19 protein-coding genes are annotated in these 18,321 nt (G+C 34.9%); 10 read left to right on the top strand and 9 right to left on the bottom strand.

Annotated elements, in window-relative coordinates; all coding sequences use genetic code 11:
• The 4 genes from AAC601_RS05960 to rfbB all read right to left on the bottom strand — a co-directional run bounded on the left by AAC601_RS05960 (position 1) and on the right by rfbB (position 4,944).
• Positions 1-573, bottom strand: coding sequence for a collagen-like protein (locus AAC601_RS05960; RefSeq protein WP_340152759.1), 573 nt, complete (start codon positions 571-573; stop codon positions 1-3).
• Positions 574-1,048: 475 nt separating this feature from the next.
• A complete protein-coding gene (locus AAC601_RS05955; protein WP_340152758.1) occupies positions 1,049-2,797 on the bottom strand; it encodes an ABC transporter ATP-binding protein in 1,749 nt (582 codons plus the stop codon).
• A 128-nt stretch (positions 2,798-2,925) separates the two neighbouring features.
• Complete coding sequence (gene rfbA / locus AAC601_RS05950) at positions 2,926-3,795, bottom strand: glucose-1-phosphate thymidylyltransferase RfbA (protein WP_340152757.1); 870 nt, start codon at positions 3,793-3,795, stop codon at positions 2,926-2,928.
• Positions 3,796-3,897: 102 nt separating this feature from the next.
• Positions 3,898-4,944 (bottom strand): dTDP-glucose 4,6-dehydratase, encoded by a 1,047-nt coding sequence (gene rfbB, locus AAC601_RS05945; protein ID WP_340152756.1) that lies wholly within the window; start codon positions 4,942-4,944, stop codon positions 3,898-3,900.
• Positions 4,945-5,066: 122 nt separating this feature from the next.
• On the opposite strand from rfbB, the gene AAC601_RS05940 reads away from it, so the two are divergent.
• Positions 5,067-6,146, top strand: coding sequence for a hypothetical protein (locus tag AAC601_RS05940; protein WP_303271008.1), 1,080 nt, complete (start codon positions 5,067-5,069; stop codon positions 6,144-6,146).
• Here the strand turns inward: AAC601_RS05940 and rfbC are convergent.
• Positions 6,114-6,665 (bottom strand): dTDP-4-dehydrorhamnose 3,5-epimerase, encoded by a 552-nt coding sequence (gene rfbC / locus AAC601_RS05935; RefSeq protein WP_303271007.1) that lies wholly within the window; start codon positions 6,663-6,665, stop codon positions 6,114-6,116. The two genes, AAC601_RS05940 and rfbC, sit on opposite strands and share 33 nt — an antisense overlap.
• Before the next feature lie 79 nt (positions 6,666-6,744).
• Here rfbC and AAC601_RS05930 point away from each other — a divergent pair, with 79 nt between their 5' ends.
• From AAC601_RS05930 to AAC601_RS05900, 7 genes are all read left to right on the top strand, one after another.
• Positions 6,745-7,410, top strand: a complete 666-nt coding sequence (locus tag AAC601_RS05930; protein ID WP_340152755.1) for a heme exporter protein CcmB — start codon at positions 6,745-6,747, stop codon at positions 7,408-7,410.
• Between the two features lie 96 nt (positions 7,411-7,506).
• Positions 7,507-8,172: a cytochrome c biogenesis protein CcsA gene (ccsA, locus tag AAC601_RS05925; RefSeq protein ID WP_340152754.1), complete on the top strand. Its 666-nt coding sequence runs from the start codon at positions 7,507-7,509 to the stop codon at positions 8,170-8,172.
• Positions 8,159-8,413 (top strand): CcmD family protein, encoded by a 255-nt coding sequence (locus AAC601_RS05920; protein WP_303271005.1) that lies wholly within the window; start codon positions 8,159-8,161, stop codon positions 8,411-8,413. The genes ccsA (AAC601_RS05925) and AAC601_RS05920 overlap by 14 nt, the downstream gene beginning before the upstream one ends.
• Positions 8,414-8,463: 50 nt before the next feature.
• Positions 8,464-8,865 (top strand): cytochrome c maturation protein CcmE, encoded by a 402-nt coding sequence (locus tag AAC601_RS05915; protein WP_303271004.1) that lies wholly within the window; start codon positions 8,464-8,466, stop codon positions 8,863-8,865.
• A gap of 16 nt (positions 8,866-8,881) precedes the next feature.
• A complete protein-coding gene (gene ccsA / locus AAC601_RS05910) occupies positions 8,882-11,413 on the top strand; it encodes a cytochrome c biogenesis protein CcsA (protein ID WP_340152753.1) in 2,532 nt (843 codons plus the stop codon).
• On the top strand, positions 11,410-12,195 hold the full coding sequence (locus tag AAC601_RS05905) for a Rossmann-like and DUF2520 domain-containing protein (protein WP_303271002.1): 786 nt from the start codon (positions 11,410-11,412) through the stop codon (positions 12,193-12,195). Before ccsA (AAC601_RS05910) ends, AAC601_RS05905 begins: the two co-directional genes overlap by 4 nt.
• Positions 12,196-12,276: 81 nt before the next feature.
• Positions 12,277-13,140 carry a geranylgeranylglycerol-phosphate geranylgeranyltransferase gene (locus tag AAC601_RS05900; protein WP_340152752.1) on the top strand — a complete coding sequence of 288 codons (864 nt, stop codon included), beginning with the start codon at positions 12,277-12,279 and terminating at the stop codon, positions 13,138-13,140.
• An 85-nt stretch (positions 13,141-13,225) separates the two neighbouring features.
• Here AAC601_RS05900 and AAC601_RS05895 read toward each other — a convergent pair whose 3' ends face one another.
• Positions 13,226-14,218 (bottom strand): M28 family peptidase, encoded by a 993-nt coding sequence (locus tag AAC601_RS05895; protein ID WP_303271000.1) that lies wholly within the window; start codon positions 14,216-14,218, stop codon positions 13,226-13,228.
• Positions 14,219-14,583: 365 nt separating this feature from the next.
• On the opposite strand from AAC601_RS05895, the gene AAC601_RS05890 reads away from it, so the two are divergent.
• On the top strand, positions 14,584-14,718 hold the full coding sequence (locus AAC601_RS05890; RefSeq protein WP_303270999.1) for a hypothetical protein: 135 nt from the start codon (positions 14,584-14,586) through the stop codon (positions 14,716-14,718).
• A 5-nt stretch (positions 14,719-14,723) separates the two neighbouring features.
• Here AAC601_RS05890 and AAC601_RS05885 read toward each other — a convergent pair whose 3' ends face one another.
• From AAC601_RS05885 to AAC601_RS05875, 3 genes are all read right to left on the bottom strand, one after another.
• Complete coding sequence (locus tag AAC601_RS05885) at positions 14,724-15,185, bottom strand: MaoC family dehydratase (protein WP_303270998.1); 462 nt, start codon at positions 15,183-15,185, stop codon at positions 14,724-14,726.
• A gap of 53 nt (positions 15,186-15,238) precedes the next feature.
• Positions 15,239-15,961 (bottom strand): SIMPL domain-containing protein, encoded by a 723-nt coding sequence (locus AAC601_RS05880; protein ID WP_340152751.1) that lies wholly within the window; start codon positions 15,959-15,961, stop codon positions 15,239-15,241.
• 138 nt (positions 15,962-16,099) lie between these two features.
• A complete protein-coding gene (locus AAC601_RS05875) occupies positions 16,100-17,104 on the bottom strand; it encodes a hypothetical protein (protein WP_340152750.1) in 1,005 nt (334 codons plus the stop codon).
• A 221-nt stretch (positions 17,105-17,325) separates the two neighbouring features.
• Between AAC601_RS05875 and AAC601_RS05870 the strand changes: the two genes are divergently transcribed.
• Positions 17,326-18,252, top strand: coding sequence for a M20/M25/M40 family metallo-hydrolase (locus AAC601_RS05870; RefSeq protein ID WP_340152749.1), 927 nt, complete (start codon positions 17,326-17,328; stop codon positions 18,250-18,252).
• The last annotated feature ends 69 nt before the right edge of the window (positions 18,253-18,321 follow it).

Genomic DNA, 18,321 nt, shown 5'->3' with positions numbered 1-18,321 from the left:
CTATTTTACAGTTATTATGTCTTGATCTGATAAATTATAATGTTTCATTACAGCATTGTAATCTTTATAATCCACCGGTTCGCTTGTTCTTGAATTCGTAAATTGCCCAGGGACCACCACCACTCTCGCGATCCAATTATCAGTATAGCTTGCATCTAAGAGATTGAGATCAAAATTAGAATCTAGGAACAGATTCACATCAAAAATTGTAAAATCATAATTATAAACTAATGTCCCAAAATCTGTGAATTCGGTTTGAGGAAGTGCTCTCCAAATGTCAAGATCATCCTCTTCGATATAATCATAAAGAAAATAAACAAGAACCTTATCAGATTCCAGCATTTGGAAATCACCTGGGAATTCCAACAAAAGTCTGTATTCATTGGAGGCAGAAAAGGTTAAGTCAACATATTCAAAAACAAATGCTTCCTGCCCATTTTGGCCATCCTGTCCTGAAGGGCCTTGAGGTCCTCGTGGTCCCTGGGGTCCAGGAGCACCATCTTGGCCATTGAAAGTACAGCTTGCTAAAAATAGTAAACTTATTGCGTAGGTAAAATTGAAAAGATTTTTCATGGCTATATTATTTGTTGAGTAGTCAAAAGTAACCAAAAAATATGCCAAAACTGGAATAGTCCTGTGGAATGAAAGTGAAGAGTAATGTGCAGTTTTAAATCTACTTGCCTAAATAATATTTTATTAGCATCCCAATAAAGAGTAGAATAAATATTGCCCCTTTAATGATATTGTCATTAAGACGAGAATTTTTTAATGTTCTGAATACGTTAAAAATCATATGACAAATATAACCCAGTACTCATCAAGATACTAAAGCTATATTTTTTGATAGCGTAAGATTTGTTTCAGTTTTAATATTTGTAAAAAAAATGTTAAATATTATTTCTAAATAATACAGTGCTTTCCCTTAAAATTTTTACGAAAAAGTATGTCAGTAGACTGTCTATCGCTACATAGGCTTGATTTACCTTTTAAATACTCATTAAGAGATGGATTTTACTACATGAGTAAATTTCTTATGCTATTCCTTAAATCAAATCCTTGCCTGATAGGTATAAAGGTCAAAATACCGGCCTTCTTTAGCGATAAGCTCATCATGTTGACCTCGTTCAGCAATCTCACCATCTTCTATTACAAGGATTTGGTTTGCTTGTCTGATGGTACTTAAACGGTGAGCAATTACAAAGGTGGTTTTTCCTTTCATTAATTCTTTTAAGCTAGATTGAATAAAATGCTCGCTCTCAGTATCTAGATTTGATGTGGCCTCATCTAATATTAGTATTTTAGGGTCTGCTAAAATGGCTCTGGCAATGGCGATTCTCTGCTGTTGGCCACCAGATAACTTAACACCTCTTTCGCCAATTTGAGTATCCAAGCCAGCTTCGAATTTATCGGTAAATTGATTTACATAGGCAGAATTCACTGCATTCATCAATTCAGCTTCAGTCGCATTTGGCCTTGGGAATAGAATATTTTCTCTAATGGTACCTTCGAATAGAAAATCTTCCTGTAATACTACGCCTAATTTGCTTCTATAACTTTCTAAGGTCACTTTTTGCAAATCATGTTCGTCTACAAAAATTTGACCTTCATCCGGGTTTAGAAAGGAAGAAACTAAGCCTGAGATTGTACTTTTCCCTGAGCCAGAGGTTCCTACAAAGGCGGTCACTGAACCGGGGAGGGCTTCAAAACTAATGTTTTTAACCACATCTTTTGCTTCTTCATAAGCAAAAGAAACGTTCTGGAAGTGTATATGGCCTTTGATGTCTTTCAGATCAATAGTTCTGTTCGGATTATCCGTTTCCACAGGTGTATTCATGATTTCTTCTGTCCTATCCAGACCAGCAAATGCCTCAGTTAGTTGGCTTCCAATATTACTCATCTGAACTATAGGTGCTATCATGAAACCTAAATATAGCGTGAAAGCAAGAAAGTCTCCGAAAGTTAGTTGCTCGTTCATGATCATCCAACCCCCAATACCCATTATTCCAGCAGACGCTAGGCCTAGCAGCAAAGTGGCGGAACTAGTAATCAAACTTGTTGCAGTCAAACTAGATTTAATGTTTTTGAATAAACGATCAACGCCTTCAGCAAAAACCCTGATTTCTTGTAGTTCAGCATTAAATCCTTTTATCACTCTTATGCCACCTAAGGTCTCTGTTAACCTACCTGTAACATCGGCATTTATTTTTCCTCTTTCTCTGAAAATCGGCCGAATTCTTCCAAAAGCCTTAAGGGAAATAAAGCCGAAAATAGCTACGGGAACTAACACATAAAGTGTCATCATAGGACTGATGGTAATAAGAATGACCAAGCATACTACGGAAGTTAAAATTCCTCCTACCATTTGCGCTAATCCTGTACCTACCAAGTTTCGGACTCCTTCTACATCCGTCATGATTCTAGAAACCAATTCTCCCGTTTTTGCATTATCAAAATACCGGATCGGCAGCTTTAAAATATGAGACTGAACTTTAGAGCGGAGCTGAGCAATTAGGTTTTGAGCCTCAACACTTAAGATTTGTGTAAGGGCAAAAGAAGTGACTGCTTGTACGACTATTGCTCCCACAACAGCAAAAATCAGATACTTTAGCATTTCTAAATCCCCATTGGGAACAATATCATCAACTAAAATCTTGCTGGAACCGGGAAGAACTAAAGAGGCCGCTCTACTAATTATAATCAGTACAAGACCAATCAGAATATATTTTCTTCTTGGCCAAATAATGGTTTTAAATGCCTTACCTAAAGTGGTTTTGGAGGATTGATCTTGCTTTGCCATAAGTTAAAAGGAAAGCTTCTAAGTACGGCTTAGCAATCTAAAAGTTGTTTTATGTTTAACTCTTCTAACTTAGAATGAATGCTGAAACCTGTCAGGTTTTAGTACGATTTCAATTTTGAAAAGTAAATTTATTTTGATTGTTTAATTATTCGCATTAAATACTCACCATAACCACTTTTCACTAAAGGCTCAGCTAGTTTTTGTAATTGCGATTTATCAATGAATCCCATTCTGAAGGCAACCTCTTCTATACAGCCTATTTTCAAGCCCTGTCTTTCTTCAATTACCCTCACAAATTCTGAGGCTTGCATTAGAGATGAGAATGTCCCTGTATCCAACCAAGCGGTCCCCCTGTTTAGCACACTTACTTTTAATCTTCCTTCCTGTAGGTATTTTTTATTGATGTCAGTGATTTCCAATTCTCCCCTCGGACTTGGTTTAATGTTCTTTGCGATATCAATGACACGATTATCATAGAAATAAATACCAGGCACTGCAAAAGATGATTTCGGATTGTCAGGCTTCTCCTCTATGGAAATAGCCTTTCCTTCCTCATTAAATTCCACCACACCGTAACGTTCCGGGTCTTGAACATGATAGGCATAAACAATTCCGCCTTCAGGACTTGTATTGGATTGCAGCAAAGTGGACATTCCCGATCCATAAAAAATATTATCACCTAAAATGAGGGCTACATCATCATTACCAACAAAATCTTCTCCTATGATAAAAGCCTGTGCAAGGCCTTCGGGTTTTTCCTGAACCGCATACTCAAAATTGCAACCAAGCTGACTACCATCTCCTAATAACTGTTTGAAAAGCCCCGTGTGCTCTGGTGTAGAAATGATTAAAATATCTTTAATCCCTGCCAGCATTAGAGTGGAAAGTGGATAATAAATCATAGGCTTGTCATAAACCGGCATAAGCTGCTTACTCAACGCAATGGTTAATGGGTGTAATCTTGTTCCTGATCCTCCTGCTAATATTATTCCTTTCATAATTAAGATTTATAGATGTAAGAACCTAGATCCTAGACTGGCTCTGTAGTTACCTAAATTCTAATTTCTAGTCTTGATTCTAGTGCCTAGATTCTAGTCTTTCTATTTATACATTTCATCGTAATACTGCTGATAAGCACCTGAAGTCACATTTGTTAGCCACTCTTCATTTTGTAAGTACCAATCGATAGTCTTGGAAATCCCTTCCTCAAATTGGAGGCTCGGCTTCCAGCCTAATTCATTCATTATTTTGTTGGCGTCAATGGCATATCTTAAGTCATGCCCTGCCCTGTCTTTCACATAGGCAATTAGTTTTTCAGAAGTTCCTGCTTCTCTACCTAGCTTTTCGTCCATGGTCTTGCAAATAACCTTGATCAAATCTAGATTTTTCCATTCGTTAAAACCACCTATATTATAAGTCTCTTTGTTTTTTCCATTATGATAAACCAAATCAATTGCCTTTGCATGGTCTATTACATAAAGCCAATCTCTGATATTTTCTCCTTTTCCGTAAACAGGTAGTGGCTTGTTATTCCTGATATTATTGATAAAAAGAGGTATTAATTTTTCGGGAAATTGGTTGGGACCGTAATTGTTAGAGCAATTGCTAATCACTATAGGCAATCCATAAGTATTAGCGTAAGCCCTTACAAAATGATCTGATCCAGCTTTTGAGGCAGAATATGGTGACTGCGGGTCATAAGAAGTTTCTTCAGTGAAAAAGCCTCCATCATCAACAGAACCATAAACCTCATCAGTGGAAACATGGTAAAAGCGTTTTCCCTCAAAACTATCCTTCCAACTCTCTTTGGCTGCATTTAGCAGAGTCACAGTTCCAAATATATTAGTCCTCAAAAACTCCAGTGGATTGCTAATGGATCTGTCAACGTGCGATTCTGCTGCCAAATGGATGACGCCATCAAAGTCATATCTTTCAAATAGTTTGAAAATAAAACTCTCATCCGTTATGTCTCCTTTCTCAAAAACATAATTAGGTTTATCTTCTAGATCTTTTAAGTTTTCTAGATTACCTGCATAAGTCAGAGCATCCAGATTGATAATTTTATAATCTGGATATTGGTTCAGAAATAAACGGACAACATGAGAGCCAATGAATCCAGCTCCCCCTGTAATTAAGATAGTTTTCACTGTTTTAAGGTTTATATATAAATCCAAAAATAAAGATTGTCTGACAGAATAAAGGATTCATTACAAAATTTATTTCAATAGTATCCAAAACTTCCGTTTATTTGTAAAAATTTTTAATAAAAATGTCAGAAGCAGATCAAAAACCAAAAAATACGAATAGTTCAGATGAAATTGATTTGAGAGAATTATTTTCAGCCATTGGCAATTTTTTCAAAAGTATTTTCTTCAATATTATTCTTTTTATTGTAGCGATTAAAAATGCTATTGTTGGAAATATCAAGCTGATAGTAATTTTAGGCGTTTTAGGTGGGGTAGGTGGGATTGCAGTTCATTTTACCACTCCTGATGTATATAAAAGTTCTATTTTACTAAAATCCTCTTACTTAAGTGGCCGATTAATGGAAAGCTCAATTGAAAAATTGGACTTGTTAACTGAAGAGGAGAACCACAAGCAATTAGCTAAAGTACTAAAGATTGATACCGTTACTGCGAATAATATCATTGGTTTTTCTTACGAGCCTTTTGTTTCTGAGAATGAAGTAATTGAATTAGAGATATTTAAAGAGCAGTTGAGAGGTGAAATTGAGGATGAAGAAGTGATCAATCGTTTTGTAGAAAGGTTGAGCATGGATAATAAGTCTACCTATAGAATTTTTGTGGAGGTTTTAGACAGAAATCTGATTAATGACTTAGAGGCGCCATTATTGAACTATTTCAGGAATAATCCCTATGTTTCAAAAAGGCTTCAAATTCAAGAGGATAACTTAAAGCTTGAAGCTCAGAATCTTGAAGAAGAATTAAGTGAATTAGATAGTTTAAAGGAAATTCTTTTCAAAAACTTTAGAATGGTAGGTGAACGAGATAGAGATGGATCAAATAATGTGATTTTAGCAGATGAACAAACTACAAATCCTATTTCGGTATTCAATGAATCTAGAAGAGCATATGAAAAGAAGCTTGAAATTCAAAGAGAATTATTTTTGCAGCCTCAATTTGAATTAATTGATGGCTTTACGGTTTATTCTCAACCCGCGAGCTTAGGGCTTTTGGCGTTAGGTTTTTATGGAGGATTAACTGGTCTTAGTATAGCTGCTTTAATTATAGCTATTAGTTTATTTCTGCAATATCTAGAAAAAATTGAAAGAAAAACTAGAGAAGCTAAAGAAGGATTAAAAAAGAAAGTCGAAGCTAGAAAAAGTTAAGTTTTTCTGATCCTTATTAGAAATAATTCTTTTTTCAGGTTCAATTTTCCAATCAATATTCAAGGAGGCGTCATTGTAAATGATGCCTCTTTCATTTTCAGGGCTGTAATAATTATCACATTTGTAGAAGAATTCTGCTTCCTTACTTAGAACGGCAATTCCATGTGCAAAACCTCTTGGAATGAATAACTGCTGTTTATTTTCTGCAGAAAGATGAATAGAAAAGGATTTTCCGAAGGTTGGCTGATCTTTTCGTAAATCAACGACTACATCTAATACTTCACCTTTTAAAACTCTAACCAGTTTTGCCTGGGCCATTGGTGGTACTTGTAAATGTAATCCTCTAATAACACCATAAACGGAACGAGATTGATTGTCCTGGACGAATTCACATTGAATCCCTGTAGAATCCTCAAATTTCTTTTGATGAAAACTTTCAAAAAAATAGCCTCTTGAATCTTCAAAAACACTAGGCTTAATTATAAACAAACCATCAAATTCAGTTGGTGTAATATTCATGCTCAAGTTTTTCTGCAAATTAAGCACAACATTCCATTTTTACCATGTCTTATTAGTCTTTATATATTAAATTTGCACCGTGATAAAGCAAGTGATATCTATTTTAGAAAAAGAAGTAAAATTAGAATGGCGGAATAAAACGGCATTCAACGGAATCTTGCTCTATTTGGTCAGCACCATTTTCATTTGTTACTTAAGCTTTAATTTGAAAAGAGGGCAGATGCAGATAGACACCTGGAATGCTCTCTTTTGGATTATCATTGTTTTTGCCAATATCAATGGAGTAGCGAAAAGCTTTTTGCAAGAGGGAGAAGGTAGGATGTTGTATTATTATACGCTGTGTAAACCGCATATCATTTTAAGTGGTAAACTGATTTTTAATGTATTGCTTTCTATTTTAATTGCCTTACTGGGCTTTGTTGTTTATGCTGTTATAATAGGAAACCCTGTTAATAATTATACTTATTTTCTCCTAACTATACTTTTTGCATCGATTGGATTCTCGGGAGTGTTGACGCTGGTTTCGGGAATTGTTTCTAAAGCCAATAGTAGTACAGCACTAATGGCGGTGCTGAGTTTTCCAATTTTATTGCCCATTTTACTGATGTCGGTCAGGCTTTCTAAAAATGCAATAGATGGGATCAACATTAGCGTAATGAATGACAAACTGTTTACTTTAATATCCGTAGATGCAATTGTCATTACTACGGCATATATATTATTTCCTTTTATCTGGAGAAATTAAATAGAGCCTATTAGGCAAATACAAGAGATGAACTTATCTCTGTTTGAAAATGAGTATCAAATAAGTAAGTGTTTGTGAAATTTATTATTATTCTAAATGAGAAAAATTTGGTGGAAAATTATAGGGGTTGCGCTGGTGTTTTATACACTCATTGCAGGATTATTGATTGAAGCGCCTAGGTTAGCTATTTTAAATGAAACAATCCGTGCCATGCATTTCCATGTGCCTATGTGGTTTGGTATGGTGATTATGTTGACTGCTTCAGTTGTTTTTTCCATCAGATATTTAAGAACAGGCAATCTAAAATATGATACTTACGCCATTGAGTTAGTAAACACCTCCATTCTTTTTGGAATATTAGGCTTGGCAACAGGAATGATTTGGGCGAACTACACTTGGGGGGCTCCATGGAGTGGAGACCCTAAGCAAAATGCTTCTGCGATCGGGATGTTGATTTATTTTGCATATATCCTTTTACGAAATTCAATAACTGATCCGCAACAAAAAGCTAAAATCGGTGCAGTTTACAATATCTTCGCTTATGCTACTTTAATTCCATTATTATTCATTTTACCAAGACTGACTGATTCTTTACATCCAGGAAATGGAGGTAATCCAGGTTTCAATGCTTATGAATTAGATGGCAGATTAAGAATGGTCTTTTACCCTGCGGTAATTGGGTGGACTTTATTGGGAGTTTGGTTAACGGAATTAAGAATTAGATTATCATTTATTAAATCAAAGATTGATGAAGAAGATTAAGTATTTATTAGTTTTTTCTTTACTGATGATCAGCTTGGGGCTTTCTGCTCAGAAAACTGAAATAGTGGAAGAGGACTACACAAACGATAGAATTGAAATGGCAGATGCCATGAGAGCGGATGGTAAGATTTATGTATTAGTTGCTATTATTGTCACACTTTTTGTTGGCTTTATGCTTTACGCGGTAATGACCGAACGAAAAGTAAAAAAAATAGAAAAATCCTTAAAAGAGAGGGAATAAAGAATTTTTTGGATAGTACCTTTGTTCCAATCTGAAAATAAATTATAGTTATGAAGAGATCGTATATTTTCGGCATTATTGTAATTGCAGCAGCAATTATGATGATTGTTTCCACTGCAGGTGATGCCAGTTCTTATGTTTCGTTTAAAGATGCGCATGATATGGCATTGGAGGGAAACGATACAAAAATTCATGTGGTAGGTGAATTGAAGAAAAGTGAGAAAGGAGAAATTATTGGTTTAAACCCATCTGATGACAAACTATCTTTCACCTTTATGATGGTAGATGAAAATGGTATAGAACAAGAAGTTTTTTACAACGAGCCTATGCCAGCGGATTTTAAGCGCTCAGAGCAGGTAGTGGTAATTGGTTCATTCCAAAAAGGGACTTTCATAGCAGATAAGATTTTAATGAAGTGCCCATCAAAATATCAAGAAGAAACTGTTATTTAATTTGATTTCATAAAATATGATACATACTACAATAGGTGACATTGGTCACCTTTTTGTTATAATAAGCTTTGTAGCTGCCCTCATTTCTATATTCAATTTCTACAAAGCAGAAAAAAGTCCATTGCCGGAGATACAAAAAGGCTGGTTGAAAAATGGGCAAATCACTTATGTGATACATGGTTTAGCGGTATTCGGCATTGTCATCACGCTATTCACCATCATTTCTAATCATTATTATGAATATTTTTATGCATGGAGTCACTCATCGAAAGTGCTTCCCGTAGAATATATCATTTCCTCTTTCTGGGAAGGTCAGGAAGGTAGTTTCTTACTTTGGTCGTTCTGGAATGTTCTTTTGGGGTTTGTTATATTATTGACTAATAAAAAATGGGCGCCATCCGTTATGGTGAGTTTTTCTGTGGTTCAAGCATTCCTTGCGTCTATGATTTTAGGGGTTGTTATTGGAGACCTGAAAATCGGTAGCTCTCCCTTTATTTTGCTAAGAGATGCAATGGACGCACCAATTTTCAATATAAATCCAAATTATGTTCCGGAAGATGGAACTGGCTTGAATCCATTATTACAGAATTATTGGATGGTGATTCACCCACCAGTGTTGTTTCTAGGGTATGCTACCACTTTAATTCCCTTTGCATATGCCATTGCTGGTTTATGGAAGAAAGATTTTAAAGGTTGGGTTCGACCTGCATTACCTTGGGCATTATTCTCTGCAGCAATTCTAGGCGTAGGGATTCTGATGGGCGGCTACTGGGCTTATGAAACTTTAAACTTTGAAGGCTTTTGGAACTGGGATCCGGTTGAAAATGCTTCTTTAGTACCTTGGCTTGTTTTAGTGGCGAGTATCCATACGATGATTACTTATAAGAAAAGCGAAACAGCATTGAAAGCTTCTATCATTTTGGTGCTTTCTGTCTTTTTAATGGTATTGTACGCTACATTTATGGTAAGAAGTGGGGTATTGGGAGAATCGTCTGTTCATTCATTTACTGATTTAGGGCTGTCAGGCCAATTGCTTCTTTACTTGCTAAGCTTTTTAATAATTTCAATCGTTTTAGCAATAGTTCGCTGGAAACACATTCCTTCAACTGAGAAAGAAGTTTCAACCTATTCTAGAGAGTTTTGGATTTTCATGGGTGCTACTTTACTTTGTTTGATGGGCTTTCAGATCTTATTGCCCACCTCAATTCCAGTGTATAATTCTATTATTCAATCGTTCGGAGGAATTTCGAATTTAGCTCCTCCAGCAGATCAAGTAGAGTTCTATACGAAATGGCAGATGTGGTTTGCTGTAGGTCTAGCTATATTGTCGGGAACGGGTCAGTTCTTCTGGTGGCAAAAGATGAAAAAATCGGGAGTGAAGGACTCACTTTTGATGCCAATCTTGATCACTTTGGCCATTTCTGCATTAATTATTGTACTAGCCGGGATGACCAATATTCCCTATATTTTATTAGTTATAGCATCTGTCTACACGATTACTGCAAATGCTAAAATTTTCATTAAAATTGTAAAGAACAATTATAAATTATCTGGGGGTGCTATTGCTCATATGGGACTGGGGATGATGTTGTTGGGGATTTTGTTTTCGACTGGTTACTCTAGAACAATTTCTTTGAATGAAACAGGATTATTATTAACTAATTCTGAAGAGGTAGAAGATAACTTCAATCAAGAAAACATACCACTTTTCATTAATGACCCTCAAACGATGGGAGAATACACTCTCACATATAAGGGCCGGTTCTACGAAACTTATGATGGGGGATATGTGAAAGCTTCTTATTTGGAAGATACTCAAAATGAAAATGATAAAATCGTTAAAAGAGATATCAAAAGAGAAGACGAAAGTTTGACTAAGGGAGATACTCTAAAGGTCTATGGCGCTAATCATTATTATAAAGTAGATTACCTTCATGCTGATGGAGAAAAGTTCTCTCTTTTTCCCAGAGCTCAAATCAATGCTGATATGGGTGGGCTGATTTCCTCTCCCGATATCAGAAGAAAATTTACAAAAGATTTATATACTCACGTTTCGTCAGTTCCTGATCCTACTCAAGAGATTGAATGGTCGGAACCCAAGGAAATGGACGTTACTTTTGGAGAGAAATTCTTCCTCAATGATTTCGTTACCGTTTTAGAGGAAGTAAAAAGGGTGGACGAAATTGAAGGAGAGAAACTAAAGGGAAATGACTTAGCCGTAAGGGCAACGGTCAAAGTTTATGGAGATGGAGAAGACTATATCTTAAATCCCTATTATTTAATTAGAGATAATATGGCTGGAAGAATTCCAGATGAAAACCGAGAAATTGGTATAAAACTTAATATTGAGAGTATAAAGCCTGAATCCAATACATTTACTCTTTCAGTCCGCACGACTCAAAAGGATTATGTAATTCTAAAAGCGCTGGAAAAACCTTTCATTAACTTACTATGGATTGGTACTTTAGTGCTGACTATTGGTTTCGGAATGGCAATCTTTAGAAGATATTCTGAATTTTATAAAATGAAGCGTAAAGGCCTGGAGTGAAAAATGTAGCTTATCATATCAGTTTCATAGGAGCAGGCAATGTAGCTTGGCATTTGGCACCTGCTTTAGAGAACGTTGGACACTTTGTTAAGGAGGTTTATACTCCAAATGGAAAATCAGCAAAGAAATTGGTAGGGAATTTATACGATGCGGTGGTGAAATCTGATTTAGATTTTAAGGACAGTCCTTCTCAAATCTTCATCTTGGCTGTTCCAGACGATGCAATTAAAAGTATTGCTCAAGAGATTATTTTGCCTGAACAGAGCTTGATGGTTCATACTTCAGGAAGTAAGGGATTAGATGTTTTAGAGTATTCCTCTGCAGCGGCATCTGGTGTTTTTTATCCACTTCAAACCTTTTCCAAAAATAAAAAGCTCGATTTCGAACAAGTTCCATTCCTAGTGGAAAGTGAAAATAATGAGGCTTTAAAAATATTAAAAAGTCTTGCAAGATCCTTAAGTAAAAATACGCAGATAGTCTCGACCGCTCAGCGGAAGCAAATGCATTTAGCGGCAGTGTTTGCATGTAATTTCACTAATCACATGCTAAGTATTTCTGAAAAAATCATGAGTAACGCTCAACTGGATTTTTCTTTGCTCCATCCCTTAGTATCTGAAACTATAGATAAGGCCCTCAAACATTCACCTAATTCTGTTCAGACAGGTCCTGCTAAACGCGGTGATTTGGAAACCTTAGACAAGCACATGGAAATGCTAGGAAAGGATGAAACGGTGCAAGAAATTTATAGATTAATTAGCCAGAGTATTTTGGATAAGGAGTAATTTCTGAAAAATAGAACTTCACGAATTAGGACAATCGCACTTCTTTAGTGAAATTTAAAAAGTAAATCAGGTAACTTCAAAATGACACAGCAATTGCCAAAGAATTTCTCTTTTCCGGGTTTTGTAAAGTTGATTCGTGTCCAGAATTTGCTGATTATTGTATTGACTCAGTACCTCACTGCACTTTATTTGTTGCAAGGAATCCATATTCTTGATCTTGAGTTATTCCTTCTAAGCTTCAGCACGGTATTATTGGCTGCAGCTGGATATATTATCAATGATTACTATGACGTAAAAATTGATTATATCAATAAACCAGAAAAGGTAATTGTTGGAAAAGTTTTAAAAAGGAGAGTTGTTTTATTCTGGCACACCTTTTTAAATTTTACGGCCATAATTATCGGTACATTTTTAGATTGGAAAATCGGAGCTATACATTTTGCCTCTGCTTTTATGCTCTGGTTATATTCGAACCAATTGAAAAGACTACCATTTATAGGGAATTTTATAGTAGCATTGCTCACAGGTTTATCCATCTCAATTATTACCTTATACTTTGGTCAAAAACCAATCCTGGTTCATACTTACGCGCTTTTTGCATTTGCTATAAGCCTTATTAGGGAGATTGTGAAAGACATGGAAGACTGGCAAGGAGATGCTAATTTTGGGTGTAAAACATTGCCTATAATTTGGGGTATTCGTAAAACAAAACTCCTGCTTTACGTTCTAATTTCTCTTTTTTACTTTCTTATATTTTACATGACTCAATTCCTTGAGAATGATATCTTATATTTTTATTTCTCTGGCTTAACACTTTTTGTAATTTATTTTATCCATAGATTACGCTTGGCTGATACCATTAAACATTATCATTTTTTAAGCACTTTTTGTAAAGTAATAATGCTAAGCGGGATATTGAGTATGCTGTTTTTCGGCCCTAATTGATACTCTGTACCTTTGGAGTATTTTCTATTTAGTAAATTTCCTCAATTAGTTTCTTAAGCAAAAAAAATGATGCTCTTTGTTTCAATTATTCTTCATAAATGACCTGTAATAGCGTTTGTCCTACCGCTTTCAGTGTTTCTTGTGATATGATATCCATATTGTCATTGTGTGTATGATGGAAATCCGGAAAGAAATCTCCTGAAGTAGGGTCGTGAGCGATAATATCAATCATAGGAATTTTTCCTATTTCATTAACAAAATAATGGTCGTCTGTAATTGAGGCGACTTGCTTATTAATGAAAAATCGACCGTAACCAATTTGATCAGCGGTGTTCCAAACTTTTTCTACTATGCTCGGTGCGTATTTCATAGAGTAGCCTTCTTTATGGAACTGAGCATTACTTGCTCCCACCATGTCAAGCAAAACACCATAGTATGCTGAATATCCTGGTATATGTTTATTTTTACTCCAGTATTGAGAGCCTAAACACCACCAGATTTCGGAGGGGTTTCTTGCAGATAATCCTTGTGGCTCACCATTATCTTCTCCGTCAAAGAAAATCACATCTATTCCAACATTGGGCTTATTCTTTGCATTTTGTATTGCATTAACTATCTCTAGAATAACACCAACTCCACTAGCGCCATCATTAGCGCCATCAATGGGTTCCTCTTTTCTCTCGTTGTCCTTGTCTGCAATTTTCCGAGTATCCCAATGCGCGGCCAGGAGTATTCGCTTCTTTTTTTCTGGTTGGATAGATGCAATGATATTGGTTAAATCCCAAACTTCACCTTCATAGGTTTCTGCTTCAAACTTTTGAGTTTTGACGGTCGCTCCAAAAGTTTCTAACTGGCTTATTAAATACTGTTCTGTTTCTGCATGTGGTTTGGTGCCGGGAACTCTAGGGCCAAAATCCACTTGTGTCTGCACAAACTGGTAAGCATTCCCAGCATTAAATACAGGAACTTGTAAATCCTTCTTTTCACGATCTTCAGAAATACTTTCCTTTTTTTCTTTAGAAGAATCGCAAGAGATTAAAAAAAACACAATAAATATGACTGGAATTAAGTTTTTCATGTAGAGTTTTTTTTCAAAAATACAGATAATGAACGTAATGAGTTAAAAATTTATAGCAAAACTTACTATTGAGTATTATATCACAATTAAATAACTAAGTGTTTGATGTATTATTTTGCTCACAAATGTAAACTTTAATCAGACTGCTACAGTTAAAATATGAATCTTACAGTTAAAAATAGGCTGGTGAAAATATTGATCTCTAGTTTCTTGCTCTTTATTGTGAAAAATTAGTGGTTTGTCGATTAAAGACTCTTGTGACTATTATTTTTAGAAAGAAGTAACAAATCAGCCAATCGGTATTTTTTATCAATTATTATCAACTTAAATTTGTGACATCATTCATTCTTAAAAAAAGAACATTTATGAAAAAGTCTTTAAAATTATTCGCAGCAATATCAGGTTTAATACTTTTTGCTTCTGCATGTGCGCAAAGAACATGTCCTACTTATTCTTACGAAGAAGTAGAAAAGGAAAGTTCTATTGAAGCAACAGTATAATTTGCTTAGTTAAAATGATATAGGAATATCAAGGATGCGTTATAAGCAGGTTTTTTCTCGTCCTTAATTTCCATAACAATATCAATTTGAGCTTTGCTTACCCCTCTTAAATCTACTATAGAATTTAATCTAGCTTTTAATCGTACAGAGGAACCAACTTTAACGGCTTGATTGAATTTCATTTTCTCAATTCCATAGTTGATCATCATCTTTAGGTTTGTAACATTTGCAATTTGTTCCCATAAATAGGGAGCTAATGACAATGTTAAATACCCATGGGCAATAGTGCCACCAAAAGCACTTTTTGCAGCCCTTTTCTCGTCCAAATGAATCCACTGGTGGTCAAGTGTAGCATCTGCAAATTGATTGACTTGTTTTTGATCAATTGTATGCCAATCCGATACACCTAACTCTTGGCCTTCATAAGCTTTAAATTCTTCGAAACTGCTGATTTCTATTGGTTGCATAGTATATAATGATGTTTTAATATCAGTTTGCAATATAAAAGCTTATTTACAATTTATTGAATGGAAAAGACAATATGTACTTCTGCTTTTAATTTGATCTCCTTAAAATCTAAATCTGATTCCATTGAAGCAGTTTCTTCTGCCGATGTTGACATCATTCTGTTATTTTGATAGGATTTATAATAAATGGGCTGGAAATTTTGCTGATTTTCATTCAATTCTATTACCTTACCTACTTTCTCATCCAGGGGTTTCAATAAAGCTTCGGCTTTAGCTTTGGCATTTTTCACTGCTTCTACCTGTAATTCTTGATTTAGGTCTTGAAGACGTGAGTGGGTGTATTGACTGACTCTTACGTACTCAATTGACTTTGGATCAATTTTGGAAAGGATAAGGTTTAATTTTTTGGTATCCGACAATTTTAATTGAAATTGCTTTCTTGCCATGAAGTCTTTGTTTTCATTCTTTTTATTCCAGCTGTAATTATAGCCATAGACATTTTCAACTGTCAAGTTTTTCTTATCTACCCCAGCTTTTTCAACGGCATTTATTAATTGATTTTCCAATTCACTGATTTCGAATTTGCTGCCTGTTTTTAACTGATATTCTTTGAGTGAAATGGTGAAATAGATGATATCTGGGAGGATTTCCTTTTCTGCAACCCCTGTAACTGAAATAGTTCTGATGTTTTTATTTACTAATTTCTCTTGAGCTTGTAATTCCGAAGCTGCAAGAATGATTGTTATGACGATAATAAATAAACTTAGCTTTTTCATGTTTTATATTGGTTAAGTTTTCTAAAGATAAACAAGCATTATCAAATGTTGTGCATTGTTTATCTTGTCTATTTCTAAACTGTTTAAAATCTATCAAAAGTAGCCTGACTGGAATAGGCTCAACATTCAATTGATTATCTACCTTTCTAGTTTAGATTTAAGGTTTTCAATATGATTTATGAGTGCTTCTTGCCAATTTTTTCCTGCATCCCAGGTATCTCCTAAATATATGTCTTTTGTATAAAGCTGTTGAATATAATATTTTTGAACATGCTCTTCAATTCCATATTTCATCACTTTAGCATTTTCACCTTTTCTTTCAGATATTAAAATTGTTTCTTCATCTGACAAATTATAGCCTAACATTCTTCTAAGACTTTCACCATTATTTTGCAGTTTTTTCAAAACCATCAAATACCCTTCACTAATCATTTCTTCTACGGTCATATTGGGTTCTACCAAGCCGTATTTAAATGGGTAATGTTCACTCATAATCGAATCCAATTCCGCATTGGCTTTATCTACATCTATATTAAGCATAATATTAGATTCAAATTTCGGCACTGCCAATTTATCTATTCTTATATCAGGATTGAAATTTGCTATTCTTCTCGATTTAATTACGTTGGTTCTTTTGAATGTTTCTGGGATATCAATAATTAGAAAATTTTCTCTTTCCAGGTCTGACTTATTCACCAAGGTCTGTAATGTAGAACCTAAATCTTTTAAGTTAGGAGCTTGTATATGAAAGGCGTTCATTCCATTTTGAAAGAAACCGCCTGATTCGGGTATTTTCGATGCATAAAGCTCAAATCCTTTATCAGTCTGGTGAATTATTAGCATATTTTCAATGCTCCTTTTGGTAATATCAGAATAGAAGGCCGTTGTAGCATCTTCCCCTGACATGATATCAGATAAAGAATAATAGGCTACTGCGTCTATTCCAATCTGGATGAAACTATTATGGATTTTTTGCGCTTCTTCTTCCCATTTTAAGGAATTTACATTCATAAAAACTGCAGCTCTTCTACTGAGGAGATCTTCAGGTAAGTCATTGGTTTTACTAAAAAATGGAAAGTCGTCCTGTCCAAAACCATTAAAACTAATCAAAATCAATAAAATAGAGATTATATGTTTTTTCATAAAAATACATAATATGTAGTCGCTGAATAAGTCAGATGCAAAATATAAACCCTGAAAATCAATAAGTTATATTTAATTCTAGGGTAAAAGTTTAATTATCCCCTTTTAAAATTAGAGGAAAATTAAAGATTTTTGAATAATCGGCTGAATCTTAACGTCATTATCTATAAATTTATTCTTTATCTCTGTAAATTCAACAACATAAAAGTATACTTGTCCTAATGAAGTCTTTAAAGCATTGCCTCGTTCTCCTGTCCCTTTTAATTGCTCAGCAAGGCTTTGCACAAAAGGACTCAATTGCTGTTTTTCCTGATTCTGCCAAAGTAATGGAGGATTTGTTTTTTCTGGCTTCTGATTCACTTCAGGGACGGAAGACCAATAGTCAAGGCAATAAAATAGCCAGAAATTTTATAATAAAGAGACTGCAAAAAGTGGGGGTGTCAGCTTATGTGCAGGATTACACTCAGCCTTTTGCGTTTGGAAAGGATAGCATTCCTGCTGTGAATATCTTGGGTTTCATCGAAGGCTTTTCTAGTAAAAATTATATCGTGATTTCGGCACATTACGATCATGTTGGGATGGAAGATAGTACTAAAATATATAATGGTGCCGATGATAATGCCAGTGGAGTGGTCACACTATTGGCTCTAGCTAAGTATTTCAGAGAAAATCAACCTGAGAATAACTTGCTTTTTGCCTTTTTTGATGCAGAAGAAATGGGTTTGCAAGGGGCAAAGCATTTTATGCAATCAGTCGTGATGGACACCAGTCGAATAAAAATGAATATTAATTTAGATATGGTGAGTCGCGGAGATAAAAATGAAATATATGCTGTAGGAACTTATTTCACACCCTATTTAAAGCCCTTATTAAATGAAGCATCAAAGGATAAAAGTATTAAACTGTTATTCGGAAGGGATATTCCCAAGAAAAAGCCATATTGGGTCAATGCCTCAGACCATGCCCCTTTCCATCAGGCAGAAATACCTTTTATATATTTTGGCGTAGATGATCATCCTGATTATCACAAAATCACTGATACTGCAGATAAAGTTAATCCAGATTTCTATTTGGAAGCCATTCGACTGATTAAAGATGCAATCGAGATTTTTGATGCTAATTTGGACGAGATTGTTTATGGGAAATAATGTTTAGAGGCATTATACTTTTTTCCGAGAGGATAATTTTTAAAATTACAGACTTTAAGAAATTGATAA

This window comes from uncultured Marivirga sp. (assembly GCF_963974845.1).
Classification (GTDB): Bacteria; Bacteroidota; Bacteroidia; order Cytophagales; family Cyclobacteriaceae; genus Marivirga; species Marivirga harenae.
The sequence above is the reverse complement of the archived record's forward strand: the minus strand, read 5'-3'. Positions and strand labels throughout refer to the sequence as shown.